At 62.9% G+C, this 15,352-nt stretch carries 16 protein-coding genes; 7 read left to right on the forward strand and 9 right to left on the reverse strand.

Annotation, left to right across the window (positions count from 1 at the left end):
* Positions 1-17: 17 nt before the first annotated feature.
* The 4 genes from ACODSN_RS06020 to ACODSN_RS06035 are packed head-to-tail and all read right to left on the reverse strand — an operon-like array spanning position 18 to position 2,139.
* The gene (locus ACODSN_RS06020; protein ID WP_489053914.1) at positions 18-419 is read right to left on the reverse strand and encodes a nuclear transport factor 2 family protein; all 402 of its coding nucleotides are present in this window, start codon (positions 417-419) and stop codon (positions 18-20) included.
* Positions 420-430: 11 nt separating this feature from the next.
* Positions 431-934 carry a DUF3237 domain-containing protein gene (locus tag ACODSN_RS06025; protein ID WP_489053915.1) on the reverse strand — a complete coding sequence of 168 codons (504 nt, stop codon included), beginning with the start codon at positions 932-934 and terminating at the stop codon, positions 431-433.
* A gap of 48 nt (positions 935-982) precedes the next feature.
* Positions 983-1,732, reverse strand: a complete 750-nt coding sequence (locus ACODSN_RS06030; RefSeq protein WP_489053917.1) for an SDR family NAD(P)-dependent oxidoreductase — start codon at positions 1,730-1,732, stop codon at positions 983-985.
* Between the two features lie 17 nt (positions 1,733-1,749).
* Entirely contained in the window at positions 1,750-2,139 is a 390-nt protein-coding gene (locus ACODSN_RS06035; protein WP_489053918.1) for a nuclear transport factor 2 family protein, read from the reverse strand.
* A 102-nt stretch (positions 2,140-2,241) separates the two neighbouring features.
* On the opposite strand from ACODSN_RS06035, the gene ACODSN_RS06040 reads away from it, so the two are divergent.
* Positions 2,242-2,649 carry a nuclear transport factor 2 family protein gene (locus ACODSN_RS06040; protein WP_489053920.1) on the forward strand — a complete coding sequence of 136 codons (408 nt, stop codon included), beginning with the start codon at positions 2,242-2,244 and terminating at the stop codon, positions 2,647-2,649.
* Positions 2,650-2,681: 32 nt separating this feature from the next.
* Positions 2,682-3,227 carry a MarR family winged helix-turn-helix transcriptional regulator gene (locus tag ACODSN_RS06045; RefSeq protein WP_489053921.1) on the forward strand — a complete coding sequence of 182 codons (546 nt, stop codon included), beginning with the start codon at positions 2,682-2,684 and terminating at the stop codon, positions 3,225-3,227.
* 11 nt (positions 3,228-3,238) lie between these two features.
* Here the strand turns inward: ACODSN_RS06045 and ACODSN_RS06050 are convergent, their stop codons facing one another.
* Together ACODSN_RS06050 and ACODSN_RS06055 are read right to left on the reverse strand one after the other, a co-directional pair.
* Positions 3,239-4,477 (reverse strand): multidrug effflux MFS transporter, encoded by a 1,239-nt coding sequence (locus ACODSN_RS06050; RefSeq protein WP_489053923.1) that lies wholly within the window; start codon positions 4,475-4,477, stop codon positions 3,239-3,241.
* 48 nt (positions 4,478-4,525) lie between these two features.
* Entirely contained in the window at positions 4,526-5,023 is a 498-nt protein-coding gene (locus ACODSN_RS06055) for a nuclear transport factor 2 family protein (protein ID WP_489053924.1), read from the reverse strand.
* A 96-nt stretch (positions 5,024-5,119) separates the two neighbouring features.
* On the opposite strand from ACODSN_RS06055, the gene ACODSN_RS06060 reads away from it, so the two are divergent.
* The 5 genes from ACODSN_RS06060 to ACODSN_RS06080 are packed head-to-tail and all read left to right on the forward strand — an operon-like array spanning position 5,120 to position 12,387.
* Positions 5,120-6,034 (forward strand): NAD(P)H-binding protein, encoded by a 915-nt coding sequence (locus ACODSN_RS06060; RefSeq protein ID WP_489053926.1) that lies wholly within the window; start codon positions 5,120-5,122, stop codon positions 6,032-6,034.
* On the forward strand, positions 6,022-8,247 hold the full coding sequence (locus tag ACODSN_RS06065) for a PQQ-dependent dehydrogenase, methanol/ethanol family (protein WP_489053927.1): 2,226 nt from the start codon (positions 6,022-6,024) through the stop codon (positions 8,245-8,247). Before ACODSN_RS06060 ends, ACODSN_RS06065 begins: the two co-directional genes overlap by 13 nt.
* A 13-nt stretch (positions 8,248-8,260) precedes the next feature.
* Positions 8,261-9,898, forward strand: coding sequence for a GMC family oxidoreductase (locus tag ACODSN_RS06070; RefSeq protein ID WP_489053928.1), 1,638 nt, complete (start codon positions 8,261-8,263; stop codon positions 9,896-9,898).
* Positions 9,899-9,956: 58 nt separating this feature from the next.
* The gene (gene nov2 / locus ACODSN_RS06075; RefSeq protein ID WP_489053930.1) at positions 9,957-11,441 is read left to right on the forward strand and encodes a lignostilbene-alpha,beta-dioxygenase NOV2; all 1,485 of its coding nucleotides are present in this window, start codon (positions 9,957-9,959) and stop codon (positions 11,439-11,441) included.
* 4 nt (positions 11,442-11,445) lie between these two features.
* Positions 11,446-12,387 carry an SDR family NAD(P)-dependent oxidoreductase gene (locus tag ACODSN_RS06080; protein ID WP_489053931.1) on the forward strand — a complete coding sequence of 314 codons (942 nt, stop codon included), beginning with the start codon at positions 11,446-11,448 and terminating at the stop codon, positions 12,385-12,387.
* On the opposite strand, the gene ACODSN_RS06085 is transcribed toward ACODSN_RS06080, so the two are convergent.
* The 3 genes from ACODSN_RS06085 to ACODSN_RS06095 are packed head-to-tail and all read right to left on the reverse strand — an operon-like array spanning position 12,379 to position 15,350.
* On the reverse strand, positions 12,379-13,197 hold the full coding sequence (locus ACODSN_RS06085) for an SDR family oxidoreductase (RefSeq protein ID WP_489053933.1): 819 nt from the start codon (positions 13,195-13,197) through the stop codon (positions 12,379-12,381). The genes ACODSN_RS06080 and ACODSN_RS06085 overlap by 9 nt on opposite strands.
* Positions 13,194-14,831: a GMC family oxidoreductase gene (locus ACODSN_RS06090; protein ID WP_489053934.1), complete on the reverse strand. Its 1,638-nt coding sequence runs from the start codon at positions 14,829-14,831 to the stop codon at positions 13,194-13,196. Before ACODSN_RS06090 ends, ACODSN_RS06085 begins: the two co-directional genes overlap by 4 nt.
* Positions 14,832-14,834: 3 nt before the next feature.
* A complete protein-coding gene (locus ACODSN_RS06095; protein ID WP_489053935.1) occupies positions 14,835-15,350 on the reverse strand; it encodes a DUF3237 domain-containing protein in 516 nt (171 codons plus the stop codon).
* Between the last annotated feature and the right edge of the window lie 2 nt (positions 15,351-15,352).

The raw sequence follows: 15,352 nt of genomic DNA on the forward strand, positions 1-15,352 counted from the left end.
GCTGCGCCTGCGGGCGCTTACCAGGGCTTGGGCCATTTGCGGGTGTCGTCCCAATGTTCGACGATCATGCCATCTTTCAGGCGATACATATCGAAGGCATGACCCGCATAGGTCTGGCCCGGATGGTGCGGGTCGTCCTGCGCCTGTTCCCAGATCACGACCACGGAGTCGCCCTGCGCCATCGTCCGTACCAAATGTTTGTGATGGGGCGGCTTGAAATCGGCTGGTTTGTCGTTGATCATATCGACCAGCCGCAGCAGATGGTCGCGGCCTGACGGCATGTTCACATTATGCTGGATATAGTCCGGCGCGATATAGCGCAGCACCGCATCGCGGCTGCCTTCACGGATCACGCCTTGCCACATATCCAGGACGATCCGCGTGTTGCGATCTTCCAGGGACTCGTCGTGCTCGGACATCGGGATAGCCTTCAGGTCAGCGCATAGTAGCGCAGGACATTGCCATCGGCGCGACGTTCGCCGACGCCGATGAAGACATGCTTGGTCAGCCAGTCATGCTTGCCGACGGAACATTCGAAGCTGGGATTGCCGCGCAGATAATAGTCCTGCTGCTCGACCGGATCGCCATCGCCAAAGGCCCAGTCGCGCAGCCTTGCCATCGTGTCGGGCTTGCGACCCCATAGAAAGCCGCGATTGTTCAGCAGGATGAGCGTGCCGTCCTCTTCTTCCAGCATATAGCGCGCGTCGAACACCGCGACATCATCCGGCCGGAAATAGGCATAGTCGCCGCCTGATCCGGGGACGGCCTTGCCCCGCAGCCGCGGTCCTTCGAAAGTGCCGCTTTCGACATAAACCGCGCTGCGCGTTCCGCCCCAGGGGCTGTTCGCGATCGTCTGGACGCGGGGAAATTGCAGCCGCACCTCCATCGCCAGTTCCAGCCGGGGGTTGTCGAGCGTCGAAAATGGGCCATTCATGGTCTTTACTTCCTGCGTTGCCAAAGCCTTTGCGGACCCGGTCCTGTTTCACCCCAGTTCAAGTGTCCCGCCATCCACGAACAGGTTGGCGGCCGTCACATAGCTGGCGTCCTGCGACGCGAAGAACAGCACGGCGCGCGCGACTTCGTCCGGGTGTCCCATGCGACGCATCGGCACCGCATTGATCATGGTTTCGCGCAACCTGTCGACAGCATCCCCCGATATGCCCGGATTGCGATAGAGGAGCGGCGTTTCGATGGGGCCGGGGCTTACCATATTGACGCGGATGCCTTCGCTCACCAATTCCCCCGCTATCACCTTCAGGGCGGCGTAAAGCCCACCTTTGGCTGCGGCATATGTGGTGTTACCCGGCACGAAGGCATGGCCGCCGATCGACCCCGTCGCGACGATGGAGCCGCCCGATCCCATCAGGCGCAGCGCCTTCTTGATAGTGAAGATGCAGCCGCGCAGATTGACGTTGTGAACATGATCCCAATCTTCTGGCGTGATGTCGCGCACGGGCGCAAAGCCGCCGACGCCCGCATTGGCAAACAGCACATCGATACGGCCATGTTCAGTCTCGATCGCGTCGATGACGGGATCCAGACTGTTCAGGTCCGCGATGTCGGCGCGATATCCTCTCGCCCCCGGAATCGAGGCGATTGCGGCGTCGATCGTTGCCTGATCACGGCCGGTCAGATGGACGATGCCCCCCTCCTGTGCAAAGGCTTGCGCACTGGCAAGGCCGATGCCGCTGTTCCCACCGACGACCAGGATGATCTTGTTCTTGAAGCGCATGTATCTTCTCCCTGTTCTCAAAAGGGCGAGTTGGGATTGGGGCTGCTTGTTGCGACATCCTGCACGACATCCCAATGTTCGACGATCAGGTCAGCGTCGATGCGGAAGATGTCCATGACGGCGAAACCGGCGTCGCCGTCCCATCGACGGACATGATAATGGACGATGACATGGTCGCCATCGGCAAACATGCGTTTGATGTCGTGAATGGCCTGGGGATTTTCGCTCTTCACCTTGCGCAGGAATACCTTGAGCGGTTCCAGCCCCGTATCGACCCACTGATTATGCTGAATATAATCGGGTGCGATATAATCATCGGCGGCGTCGCCATTCATGGGGATCAGGACATGGTCGAACATCGCCTCGACCAGTTTCAGGTTGCGCTCTTCCTGCGGGCTTCGGCTCATGTCTCGCATCCTCACTTGGTCCGCTTACGACGAACTCTTGCAACAACCGTAACGAACGTTATTAAATGACGCAAGCCGAGAGTGCGGTGAGGGGAGAGGGCGATGGAACGGGCGGAGTATGAGCGTTACGCGCAGGCGTTCAACGATCGGGACTATGACAGCGTGTTCGACTTCTATGCGCGGGGCGCTCGCATCGGCTTCTTCGGCGTCGATCTGAGCGATCGCGATGCGTTCAAGCGTTTCTACGGCTTTCTCCATAGCTATGTGAAGGAAAGCATCGTCATCGAACGCTTTGCGAGCAGCGACGAACTTGTTGCGCTCGAAGGGATCATCCGTGTGGAGGGGCTGCGCGACCTCAGCGTCGATATGCTAAAGGCGAACGGGCTGGATCAGTTCTTCCCCATCGCCGAGGGCGAGGTGCAGGAAATGCACCAATATATTCATTATCATATTGCCAATGGCAAGTTCACCCATGTCGGTTGCGCCATCGTCAGATCGCAGGAGGCTTGACTTACAAGCATCCAACCGTGCTAGGCGGGGACATGCCGAAGAACAGCGCCCGAGAGAGCCTGGATGCCACCGAAACGCCATCGGCGTTGGCAGGGCGCGAAAGCAGTTCCACCGACGCGCTGCACGGCGTCCTGAAACTCGCCAACAAGTTGATGGCGCCTTTCGCCACGTATCTGGAACATCGACATAATATCAGTCTCAACGAGTTTCGGCTGCTGATGCTGATCGGACGTTACCCCCACACAGCAAGTCATGAACTGGTCGATCTGACCGGCGTCAATCCCATGAGTGTGTCACGTGCCGTCGCCGCCCTGCAAAAACATGGCCGCATCATGGTCGACCGTGACGAGACGAATCGTCGCCGCAAGACCCTTAGCCTGACTGAAGAGGGCACGCGCCTGTACGAGGCAATGCGACCGCAGACCGATTCCGTTGCCGAATATCTCGTTTCTGGCCTCAAACCAGCGGAGATCGTGAATTTCAACAGCATGCTACGCAAGTTGATTGATACGCTGGAGGCGCGGGACGAGCAGGGTGCATCGCTGTTCCTGGAGCGTACCAAGCCGTCCGATGCGTAAAAGGCACGATATCAGCGCCCTTGGGGCCGCAACAGGGCCATCGTCACCAGTACCAGCACAAAGCCGCAGCCCAATATGCTGATGAGCGGAACGATGGTGAAGGACGGGAAGAACGACACGGCCGCGCTCGCCCCCGCCGTCACCGCGAGCTGGAGCGTTCCAAGCAATCCCGCCGCCGCCCCGGCCCCCTGATCGGACGCATCAAGCGCGGATATGGCCGCCGGGGTCAGTATCAGGCCTGATGCCGCAAAGATCAGCATCGAATAGGCTTGTAACAGGGCGAGCGGCAGATTGGTTGTGGCCGCGAAGGCCATGCCGCCCGTCGCCAGGGCCGCGATCAGCACGACGCGCGTCACCAGCCGCCGGACCCCTAGCCGCCGCATTAGGCCGGGTGCGAATTGTGTGGCGATGATCGATACCACGGCGTTCATGGCCAGCAATAGGCTGTAATGATGTGGCGTCAGCCGGTAGCTCTGGGTGAACAGGAACGGAGCCGCGGTCACGAAAGCGAACGGAATGGTCGTCGCCATGCCCGCGACGAAGGCCCAGGCGATGAATGCGGGCTTCGCCAAAAGATGCCTGCACGCTTGCAGGATTGAGCGGGATGCGACGCGGCGGCTCGGCGGCAATGTCTCCCGCAGCAACAGCAGGACGGCGAGCAGGGCGATCAGTCCGCCGCTTGCCAGGATGACGAACAGCCCCTGCCACGATGTGGCCCTGAGCAGATAACTGCCCGCAAGTGGCGCCAGCACCGGCGAGATGCCGATAATCAGGAAGGTGAAGGCCATCAGCCGCGCCGCATGATGGCCGCTATATTCGTCGCGGATCATCGCGCGGACGCTGGACGTGCCGGCGCAGGCTCCCATGCCTTGCAGGAAGCGCAGGGCGATCAACTGATCAATGTCGCGGGCCAGCGCGCAACCGATCGAGGCGGCGACGAATAGCGCAAGTCCCCCGATCAGCGGTCTACGCCGGCCGAAGCGGTCTCCCATCCAGCCCAGCGGAATCTGAGCAAGCGCCAGTCCCAGGAAAAAGGCGGACAAAGTGCGCTGCACCGCACCGCTGTCTGCGGCCATCGCTTTCGCCATGGTCGGCATCGCGGGCAGATAAAGGTCGATGGCGAACGGCCCAAGCGCCGACAGCAAGCCGAACGCCAGCCCCGTGAGAAGGTTCGGCCCCTCTCCTGATCCCGGCGTCATTTCCGGTGCCGTGCCGATGCGCGGCACGCCGTCCTGCTTGCCCGTGCTCATTCCCGTTCCCCGTGTCGATGATATGGTTTCGTATTTCCCGAGCGCAGATCAGCGGCGGATGATGAGTGATTCCGGCCGTTTGCGCGGGATCCACTCTCCGCGACCAGGAAATTTTTTCAGCACTTCGCCGTCCCATAAGCGCACGGTGCGGCGCTGAAACCGCCATTGTCCGTCGATATCCTTCACCGCGTGGTCGTCGTACCAGCCGGCGAAGCGCAGCAGATAGGGCGGCTCGCCCTCACATTCCGTCACAAATGCGAAGCCGCGCATTTTGCAGCTTCCATCGTTCTGCGGCATATATTGCACCTGTGTCACATGATGCTGACGACCAGGAAAGCCGGCCGCATTGCGATAATGATCGGCGAGGCCGCGGATGCCCTCATGCCCTTTCCAGATATCCGGTTCGTCGAACACTTCCTCGCTCATGCACGCATCCGGCGTGAAGCAGGCGACCAGCCCTTCGACGTCGCCGGTGTCCAGCGCCCAGCTGTAGGCCGCGATCAGATCCTGCAGGGCGATCCGGTCCTCGATGGGAAGTGACGGCATCTATCTTTCCTCTCCGCATTGGTGCGTGTTGACGGGATACTAACAATCGTTACTATTGAACGCAACGGCATTGATAGCGCCGGGCAGAGGATGGCGATGGGAAAAATCATCATAACCGGGGCGTCCGGAGCGTTCGGAGGCGGAGCGGCGGAGCTTCTGCTGGATGTTTGTCCGCCAGAGGACCTGATCCTGCTATCCCGCACGCCGGCCAGGCTGGCCCATTTCGCCGAGCGTGGCGCCGATGTGCGTCAGGCCGATTTCGACGATCCCTCGACTCTGCCCGCTGCGATGCGAGGCGGCGAGCGCATGCTTCTGATCAGCACGGCGCGGGTCGGATCGCGGGTCGGCCAGCATCGCAACGCCGTTGAGGCGGCGGTGACGCAGGGCGTGCGCCATGTCGTCTACACCTCGCTCATCTCCGCCGACCGGCCCGGCAATCCCGCAATCGTGAAGTATGACCACCGCGCAACGGAAGAAATCATTGAGGCATCGGGTGCGCACTGGACGCATCTACGCGACAGCCAATATGCCGAAGCGGTGGCGGCCGCTATGGTGATCCCCGCGCTCATCGCAGGGCACAAGCCCGACAATTGCGGCGACGGGAAGGTTGGTTTCGTCAGCCGTGACGATTGCGTCGCGACGGCCGCCGGCGTGCTGACGCAGGACGGGCATCATGATCGCGCCTATGATCTGACCGGGCCGGAACTGATCTCGATTCCAGAAGCGATGGCGATGGCGACGGAACTGACCGGCCAGCCCATCACTGTCGAACCGGTCGATAACGACGCCATGTTCGCCTATTTCGACTCGCTGGGCGTCCCTCGTCATGCATCCGACATCATGCCCGAGGGACCGATCCCCTGGTCGAGCGACGACATGGTGACATTCGGCCAGTCCATCCGTGAAGGGTATTTCGGGCATTTGAGCGACACCGTCGAGCGTGTCACCGGGCGCAAGCCCAAGTCGCTGCGCGAGGTGATGATCGCCCATCAGGCATCGTGGCCGGCCTGATGTTCGTGTGGGGAGCAGGACTGCGGCGGCGGATCGCGATGGCGGGGATGGCGTTGCTGTCCGCCTGCGCCAGTGGGGGCGGCCCCTCGTCCAATTATGGCGCGGGCGACGATTGGCCCTTCACTGGCGGAGATATTAATGACAGTCATTATTCGCGGCTGACGGATATCGATGCAGGTAATGTAGGGCGGCTCGGCCTCGCCTGGAGCTATGATCTGGGCACCAATCGGGTGCAGGAAGCGACGCCCGTCGTCATCGACGGGATCATGTACACCAGCGGCAATCTGGGCCGCGTCTATGCGCTGGAAGCGGCCAGCGGCAAGCCCGTTTGGACGTTTGAACCGGACGTCGACATGCAGGCCAACCGCGTGGCGTGCTGTGATCAGGCCAATCGCGGCGTCGCCGTGGCCGATGGCAAGCTGTTCGTGGGGTCGCTCGACGGCAAACTCTATGCGCTCGATGCCAGGACCGGCAAGACGCTCTGGTCGGTCGATACGATCGTGGATCATGGTCGCGGTTACACGATCACGGGGGCACCCGATGTCGCGGGCGATCTTGTCATCATCGGCAATGCTGGCGCGGAATATGACACGCGGGGCTATGTCACTGCCTACCGCGTGAAGGACGGCAGGCAGGCATGGCGCTTTTTTACGGTGCCTCACGATCCCAAGACCGGGCCACAGGAAAACCCGGAACTCAATGACGCGCTCAAGACCTGGGATCCCGCGAGTCGCTGGGACATCGGCGGGGGTGGCACGGTATGGGACGCGATCAATTACGATCCTCGTTTCGATACCGTCTATATCGGCGTGGGTAATGGCGGTCCCTATGCGATCAGCCGACGGTCGCCCAAAGGAGGCACGAACCTCTATCTGTCGTCCATCGTCGCGCTCGATCGCAAGACCGGCCGCGTCAAATGGCATTATCAGGAGACGCCGGGCGACAGCTGGGATTATACGGCCACACAGCCGATGGTGCTGGCCGAAATGGCGATCGACGGCACCCGGCGTCCGGTCATCCTGCATACGCCCAAGAACGGCTATATGTTCGTGCTGGACCGGGAAACGGGAAAGCCGCTGCGCATCAACGGGCTGGTGCGGACCAATTGGGCGAATGGCTACGATATCAAAACCGGCAAGCCCCATATGACGCCTGAACATTCGGAATATTGGAAAGGGCCAAAGATCATCTTCCCTGCCTCGGCGGGGGCCCGAAACTGGTATCCCGCCGCTTATGATCCTGCTCGGAAGCTCTATTTCGCCAATGTGGTCGACATGGGCAACCTGATGTTCACGATGCCGTCGAACAAGCCGGGCGATCCCCGCCGTCCCCGCGCCATGAATGTCGAAACGACGATCATCTTCACACCCAATTTGCAGACCGTCCTTCCGACCCTGCCCGCGCCGCTCAGGGCGCAGATCGAAGCCCTGCCGGCATGGCAGTGGGTGAAGGACAAGCCCTACACGTCGGAACTTCGCGCCATCGATCCGCTTACCGGCAAGGCGCGCTGGACCGCCCCGATGGAAGGGTGGCAGGATCGCAGCGGCGTATTGTCGACGGCATCGGGCCTGATCCTGCATGGCGGGATCGGCGGCAAGTTCATGGTGCGCGATGCTGATACCGGCAAGCTGCTGAAGGAAGTCCAGACGGGCAGCTCGATCATGGCGGCGCCCATGACCTATCGTGTGAAGGGCGTGCAATATGTCGCGGTGGCGGCGGGCTTTGGCGGCGGCGGCTGGTCCTACGTGCCAGGCTATGCGGCGGCGTATCGCAACGGCAATGCCAATCGCATCCTCGTGTTCCGGCTCGATGGTGGCGCGGTGCCGCAACCTATGCCCTTGCCGCCCATGGAAGCGGCGCCCGAACCGCCCGTACAGGCGGCGGGCGTGACGCCTGCCAGCATCGCCAAGGGGCAGGGGCTGTTTTTCCAGAATTGCGCGATCTGCCATGCCAACCAGTTGCGCTCGACCGCGCCGGACCTGCGCCGGATGCAGCCCGGCGTCCATGAGTCCTTCCAGCGGATCGTGCGCGAAGGGCTGCTGCTGCCGGGCGGCATGCCGCGTTGGGATGACATACTTTCTACCCAGGATGTTGCCGCCATCCACGCCTACCTGATTGATGAACAGGGCAAGACGCGGGCGAAGGAGCTTAAGCTCAACGCTGCTGGCAAGCCGCTCGACGCGCCCAGCGCGGCGATCATGTCCAGCTTTTGACGGGACGATATCTATGACGCAAGAACCGGACATCATCATCGTGGGAGGCGGTTCGGCCGGGGCGGCGATGGCGGGGCGACTGGCCGATCAGGGATTGAAAGTGACCCTGGTCGAAGCGGGTCGGACCGACCGACACTATCGTTCGCGCATCCCGGCGCTCACCAGCGCCGTTGTCCAAAATCCTGCATTCGACTGGTGTCATCAGGTCGAACCCGACCCGACATTGGGCGGTCGCGCTGACATCTGGCCTGCGGGACGGATGCTGGGCGGCGGCAGCGCGCTTAACGGCATGATGTTCATTCGCGGACATCGCTGGGACTATGATGAATGGGCACGGCAAGGGGCGACGGGATGGGACTATGCGTCCGTCCTCCCCTATTTCCGGCGGATGGAAGATAATGAGCGCGGGGCGGATGCCTGGCGTGGGACCGGCGGGCCGATCGCGGTGTCGGAAGGCCGCGCGCGCTATCCTATCACCGAAGCGTGGATCGAGGCGGCGCAAAAGGCGGGCATAGCGCGCAGCGCCGATCTCAACGGGGAACAGGCCGAAGGCGTCGATTTCGTGCAGGTGTCGCAGCGAAGCGGGACCCGATGTTCGGCGGCGCGCGGCTATCTGCATGAACGCAAGGGCGATAACGCCCCGCATATCCTGCTGGAAACGCAGGTGACGCGCATCGAGGTGGAGGGTGGCCGCGCCACCGCCATCCTCTATCGTCAGGATGGACAGGACAAACGGCTGACCGCGCGCCATGGCGTGGTGTTGAGCGCCGGTGCGATGAACACGCCCCGGCTGCTGATGCTGTCGGGTATCGGACCGGCCGATCATCTGACCGCGATGGGCATCGACATCGTGTGCGATCGGCCCGGTGTCGGCGCGAACCTTCAGGATCATGTCGGCACGCACCTGGTAAACGATGTGGAAGCAGTCACGCTGAACACCGACGCGAAGGGACTGCGCGGCGCATGGCAGGTGTTGAAATTCGCCTTGGCGCGCAAGGGCGCGCTGACCACCGCGATCGGCCATGCGCAGGCTTTCGTGAAGAGCCGGGCCGATTTGCCCGCGCCCAATCTCCAGATTTCCTTCGCGGCCTTCGCCTTCGACTTCGACGATCAGGGGCGCCTGATGCTGCGAAGAGATCCGTCGATCTCGACGCTGGTGGGTCTGATGCGCCCCAGGAATCGCGGGCGCATCACGCTGCGATCGGCGGATCCGTTCGCGCCGCCGGTCATCACGCACCATCAACTCGCGCATGACGACGACATCGACCAGATCGTCGAGGGCATCGGAATCGCGCGCGACATCTTGGGGCAGCCGCCGATCGCACGGCTGATCAAGAGCGAATTGCGTCCGGGGGCGGCATTGATCACGGCCGAACAATTGCGCGGCTATGTGCGGATGGCGTCGATCCCGCTATATCATCCGGTCGGCACGGCGAAGATCGGCCGGCGGGACGACCCGATGGCGGTCGTGGATCATGATCTCAAGGTCATCGGCGTGGAGGGTCTGTGGGTCGCGGACGCGTCCGTTATGCCCAGCTTGCCGCAGGGAAATACCAACGCGACGGCGATCATGATCGGTGACAAGGGGTCGGACCATGTGATCCGGTCGCTGCGGCAGAATGACAGGATCGGGGCGCGGGCCACGGCATGAACCGTGCGGCCTTCCCATGCGCAATCATCATCAACAACCCATATGCAGGAGAGCGACGGTGGCGAATTTCCCCAACACCATCCATTTCACGGGGCTGAACACGCCGGTCGGCATCGAATGGTCGGCCCTCAATCTGGAGGTGATCGGACAGATACCCGAAGAGATCGATGGCGCCTTCTTTCGGGCGGTGCCCGATCCGGCACTTCCCCCGATGTTTGACGACGACATCGTGCTGTCCGGTGACGGCATGGTCGCCGCCTTCGACATTAGCGCCGGGAAGGTCGACTATGCGATCCGCTATGTGGAAACAGAACGCTATCGGCTGGAACGGGACGCGCGGGCGCCGCTCTTTGGCAAATATCGCAATCCGTTCACCGATGATCCTGCGGTGGCGGGCAAGGACCGCACGGTCGCCAACACCACGCCCGTGTGGCACGCCGGGCGACTGTTCATGACGAAGGAGGACGGCCTTGGCTATGAGGTCGATCCGCATACGCTTGAGACGATCGGCCGCTGGGATTTCTATGGCGCGCTGCGGTCGCAGACCTTTACCGCGCACCCCCGCATCGATCCGGAAACAAACGAGATGTTCTTCTTCGGTTACGAGGCAGGCGGCCTGTGCAGCACCGACGTCTCCTATTGCATCGCCGACAAGGACGGCAATCTGACCAGCGAACAATGGTTTCAACAACCCTATTGCTCGACCATTCACGACTTCGCGATCAGCGAGAAATACGCCATCTTCCCGATTTTCCCGACCACCGCCGACATCGACAGGTTGAAGGCGGGCGGAGCGCACTGGGCGCATCAGCAGAATCTGGAAAGCTGGGTCGGCATCATGCCGCGCTATGGCAAAGTGGAGGAGATGCGATGGTTTCGCGGGCGTCCGGGCGTGTCCGCCTTTCATCTGCTCAACGCCTTTGACGATGGCGACATGGTGCATCTCGATCTCTGCCTGTCGGACACGAACGCTTTTGGGTTCATGCGCGAAGCCGGCGGCGTCCACCGTGACCAGCAGGACATCGGCGGTGGGCTTACGCGCTGGAGCTTCGACATGAGCAAGGATGGCGACAGCTATGAGGAGCGCGTGATCGGCCCGCCGGGCGACATGCCGCGCCTGCGCGATGCCGATCAGGGGCGACCCTACCGTTCCGCGTGGTATATGTCGATGAACCCGCGGGGCGGACCGCCGCTTCCCGGCGGGCCGGTCGGCGCGGCCTTCAATGCTCTGCTGCGAATCGAACCGGGCAATGGCCGGATAGACATGCTGCCTCTGGATTTCGGGATGGCGATCAGTGAACCGGTGCACGTCCCCGCCCGTGCCGCCGATCATGATGGATGGCTGCTTGCCATTGTCGATCGCCAGACGGCCGACGACGCTTTCCGATCCGAATTGTGGATCATCGACGCAGGCAATATCGCAGGCGGAGCGATCGCGCGGGTGCCGATGCCGCTGCCGATGCGGGCGCAGGTGCACGGAAGTTGGGTATCGCGCGCGCAACTGGGCCAGGCGCGGACGCGCCAGGATGCCATGGTGGCCTGACCCCATGCGCTTGTCGGGCAAGGTCGCTCTCATCACCGGCGCGGGCAGGGGGTTGGGCCGGGCCTATGCATTGGGGCTGGCGGCGGACGGTGCCTTGGTCGTCGTCAACGATCTGGGCGGGGGCAGTAGCGGCCAGGGCCAGGACGACAGATTGGCCCAGAGCGTGGTCGACGAGATCGTCGCGGCGGGTGGGCAGGCGGCGGCGGACGCGACCGATATTGCCGACTGGCCCGCCGCACATGCTCTGGTCGCCGGCATTTGCGCGCGTCACGGGCGCATCGACATTCTCGTCAACAATGCCGGCATCAGCCGCTCGGGTCTCCTTGGTACGTTGACGCAAAACGACTGGGACCGGCAGTTCGCCGTCAATGTGAAAGGCGCCACGGCGCTCGTCGATGCAGCCGCGCGGCATTGGCGAGAGGCCGGATTGGCGTCGCGCGCCATCGTCAATATTTCCTCTCCCGCCGGGCCGCATCCCATCCCCCGGATCGGGCTCTATAGCGCGACCAAGGCGGCGATGGTGGCCTTGACCATGAGCGCGGCGCAGGAACTGGCGTCGCTGGGCGTGCGGGTCAACGCTATCGCGCCGATCGCACGGACCCGCCTGATCGACGAAGCGCCACAGGACATACAGGACATGATGGCGCAACGGGAGGGCTATGACCCTTTCGCGCCCGTCCATGTCGCGCGGTTGCTGCTGTGCCTGTGCCGGCCGGAAAACCGTCTCACCGGGCGACTGTTCGGGTGCCAGGGCGATCAGGTCTATCTCTATCGGCCATGGTCGGCCGAACGGGGGATCGACAATGGCGGTACACCCTGGACCATCGCGGCGCTGGAGCATGCGCTTGCTCGCCTGCCTCGCCAGAATCCATGTTCGATGATGGCAGTCGGTGGGCTGGCGGAATACGCTTTTCCGCCCGATGAAACGCTACAGGCATTAAGCTGAGGGCCAGGCCGCCCCCACCGCCGCGACGCGCGCGTCGAACTTGTCGCGATGCGTCGGGTGCGTGATGATATAGAGCTGGTTCGATCGGATGCCGTTCAACACCATCCGTCCGACATCCGACGGCTCGATCCAGCCGTCCGACCCGGCGCGGTCCTGATCCTCCGGCATAGTCTCGCGGTCGGCGACGCTGCCGCAAAAGCGCGCTGGGCGATTGCCATCGACGTCTTGAATGTTGCTGCGCACAAGGCCGGGGCATAAAATGCTCATGCCGATGCCCATGCTCGCCAGTTCCGGCGCGACCGCCTCGCTCAGGGCGACGATCGCCGTTTTGGTCGTGCCGTAAACAGCCAGGGCGGCTGGAACAATGGCCAGCCCCGCGAGGGATGCCGTATTGACGATGTGACCCCCGTCCGGATTGGCGCGGAGCAACGGCTCAAACGTCATCATGCCGTTGATGACGCCGCCCAGATTGACCTGAAGCCCGAAGTCCCAGTCGGCATAGCTCACCTTGTCCCAACGGCGCTGGATGCCCACGCCGGCATTGTTGACGAGTATATCGACCCTGTCGAAGCGCTTCACGATAGCATCGGCCGCCTGGGCCATGGCGGCGCGATCGCTGACGTCCACCTGATGAAACGCCAGACATTCGCGATGACCGGACAGCAACGTTTCCGCCCGTGCCAGGTGATCGGCGCGCAGATCGAGGATGGCGACACGCGCGCCAGCGGTCAGCAGGGCCTGGACGATGCCCAGTCCTATCCCGCTCGCGCCGCCGGTGACGACGGCGATTTTGTCCTGGAACGACATCATGCCGCCTCCTGCGCTTTCTTGTGCTGATGTTCGGCAGGCGGAGCGGTACGGCCCAAGATCATGTCGGCGGCCTTTTCCGCGATCATGATCACCGGCGCGTTGGTATTGCCCCGGATGATGTTGGGCAGCACCGAGGCATCCGCCACCCGCAGGCTCTCCACGCCCTTAACGCGTAACTTTGCATCGACCACTGAACCCATCGCGCAGGTGCAGCTTTGGTGCGCGCCGCTGATCGTGGTCGCGCGCAACCATCCGTCGAGCGCCTCGTCGCTGGTGGCGTCCGCTCCGGGAGCCATTTCCCCCGCGACCAGTGCGCGCGCCGCGTCGGTGGCGAAGAACCGGCGCGTGAACCGCATCGCTTCGCGCAGGCGGCGGCGATCGTCCTCGGCCTCCAGAAAGTTGAGCGAAATGCGCGGCACGTCCGTTGGATCGGCGGAGCGCAGCGTAACGCGGCCGCGGCTTTGCGGGTTGAGCAGCAGCGCGCCGGTCGAATATTCATGGCCAGCGCCCCTGCGCCAACCAGGGAACCAGGGTCGCGCTGCATATGAACTATGCACGATCTGAAATTGAAGGTCGGGCCGGTCCTGCTCCGGGCCGGAGCGCACGAAACCCTGAATCGACATCGGGCTTTGCGCCATCGTGCCCGTGCCGGTCAGCCACCACTGGGCCGCCGCGAAAGCCAGCCGGTCGACCCGCAGTCGATCGTCGAAGGTGATAGGCGTAGCCGCTTTCCAGAAGGACATGGCGATCGGGTGGTCCTGAAGATTGCGGCCCACGCCGGGAAGGTCGATGCGGGGTTCCACACCGCTATCCTTCAACTCCTCCGCCGGACCGATACCGGACAGCATCAGCAGATGCGGTGAATTGAACGCGCCGCCCGACAATATGACTTCGCGTCGACACGCGATGCGATGAAGCTGGCCGTCGCGTCGATACTCGACGCCGACAGCGCGCCCGCCCTTGATCAATATTTGCGTGACCAGTGCATGGCATTCGATACGCAGGTTGTCGCGCCGTCGGGCGGGGTCGAGGAAGGCGCGTGCGGTGCTGGCGCGGCGTCCCGCGCGGATGCTGCAATCGGGCATTCCGAACCCTTCGGGCGCGGCAATGTTGAAGTCGTCGATGATGCCGTAGCCCATCTCTCCGGCCGCCCGCGCAAAGGCAGGAAAAATCCGGGGGTCCCGCTTCATGGGCGATATGTGCATCGGTCCCGACCCGCCATGATAGGGGCCGTCCCCCCGCCAGCTATTCTCCGATCGTCGGAAATAGGGGATGAGGTCGGCAAAGCTCCATCCTTCAAGCCCTCTTGCGGCCCAGTCATCATAATCGGCCGCCGCGCCGCGAATATACATCGTGCCGTTGATCGCCGAACAACCGCCCAGCAACTTGCCGCGCGGCATCGCTTCGCTGCGGTCGTCGCGATGCGGGTCGGGTTCGGCGGTGAAACCCCAGTTGAAGCGCGGCGTCGTCGATGCCTGCATCCATGTCAGCGGCATGTCGATCAACGGATGGCGGCTTTCACCCCCGGCTTCCAGCAGGACAACTTGCGATCCTGAATCCTCACTCAGCCGGTTCGCCAGCACGCAACCGGCGCTGCCCGCGCCGACGACGATATAATCTACCGTGTCGCTCATCGCTCAGACGACCTTGTAATAGCGGAGCATATTGCCATCCTTCAACCGCGCGCCCGCGCCGACGAACACATGGCGGGAAAGCCAGTCATGCGGGCCACGGGGGACGTCAAACGTGGTGGAGGTGCGGAAATAATATTCCGACGCATCGACGGTCTCGTCGCTCGCACCGTTGGCGATCCGGCTGAAGCGGGCCATTACTTCGGGCGCGCGACCCCAGACGAAGCCCCGGTTATGCAGCATGATCGGCGTCCCGTCGGCTTCCTCCAGTAAATAGCGGGCGTCGAGTTGCACCACGCCGTCGTCGCGGAACGCGGCATAGTCGCCGCCGCTTGCCGGCAGTACCCTGCCATTGAGGGCGGGGCCGCGAAACTCGCCGAGATCGACCACGACCATCCCCTTGTCCGGGCCGGTCGGAAGATTCTTCAGCCGGGGCAGCGGGTGAAAGCGCAGGCGCACCTCTAGAACCAGTTCCAGAGCCGGCGTTTCGGGAAAGCTGTCTACATGATCGAACAGGGACATGA

The sequence above is a fragment of the Sphingobium sp. FG11 genome, from assembly GCF_057809915.1.

What these genes read in the sequence shown, in the direction of transcription:
- ACODSN_RS06020 (WP_489053914.1), bottom strand. Translation starts at nt 419, where the DNA reads ATGTCCGAGCACGACGAGTCCCTGGAAGATCGCAACACGCGGATCGTC.
- ACODSN_RS06025 (WP_489053915.1), bottom strand. Translation starts at nt 934, where the DNA reads ATGAATGGCCCATTTTCGACGCTCGACAACCCCCGGCTGGAACTGGCG.
- ACODSN_RS06030 (WP_489053917.1), bottom strand. Translation starts at nt 1,732, where the DNA reads ATGCGCTTCAAGAACAAGATCATCCTGGTCGTCGGTGGGAACAGCGGC.
- ACODSN_RS06035 (WP_489053918.1), bottom strand. Translation starts at nt 2,139, where the DNA reads ATGAGCCGAAGCCCGCAGGAAGAGCGCAACCTGAAACTGGTCGAGGCG.
- ACODSN_RS06040 (WP_489053920.1), top strand. Translation starts at nt 2,242, where the DNA reads ATGGAACGGGCGGAGTATGAGCGTTACGCGCAGGCGTTCAACGATCGG.
- ACODSN_RS06045 (WP_489053921.1), top strand. Translation starts at nt 2,682, where the DNA reads ATGCCGAAGAACAGCGCCCGAGAGAGCCTGGATGCCACCGAAACGCCA.
- ACODSN_RS06050 (WP_489053923.1), bottom strand. Translation starts at nt 4,477, where the DNA reads ATGAGCACGGGCAAGCAGGACGGCGTGCCGCGCATCGGCACGGCACCG.
- ACODSN_RS06055 (WP_489053924.1), bottom strand. Translation starts at nt 5,023, where the DNA reads ATGCCGTCACTTCCCATCGAGGACCGGATCGCCCTGCAGGATCTGATC.
- ACODSN_RS06060 (WP_489053926.1), top strand. Translation starts at nt 5,120, where the DNA reads ATGGGAAAAATCATCATAACCGGGGCGTCCGGAGCGTTCGGAGGCGGA.
- ACODSN_RS06070 (WP_489053928.1), top strand. Translation starts at nt 8,261, where the DNA reads ATGACGCAAGAACCGGACATCATCATCGTGGGAGGCGGTTCGGCCGGG.
- ACODSN_RS06080 (WP_489053931.1), top strand. Translation starts at nt 11,446, where the DNA reads ATGCGCTTGTCGGGCAAGGTCGCTCTCATCACCGGCGCGGGCAGGGGG.
- ACODSN_RS06085 (WP_489053933.1), bottom strand. Translation starts at nt 13,197, where the DNA reads ATGATGTCGTTCCAGGACAAAATCGCCGTCGTCACCGGCGGCGCGAGC.
- ACODSN_RS06090 (WP_489053934.1), bottom strand. Translation starts at nt 14,831, where the DNA reads ATGAGCGACACGGTAGATTATATCGTCGTCGGCGCGGGCAGCGCCGGT.
- ACODSN_RS06095 (WP_489053935.1), bottom strand. Translation starts at nt 15,350, where the DNA reads ATGTCCCTGTTCGATCATGTAGACAGCTTTCCCGAAACGCCGGCTCTG.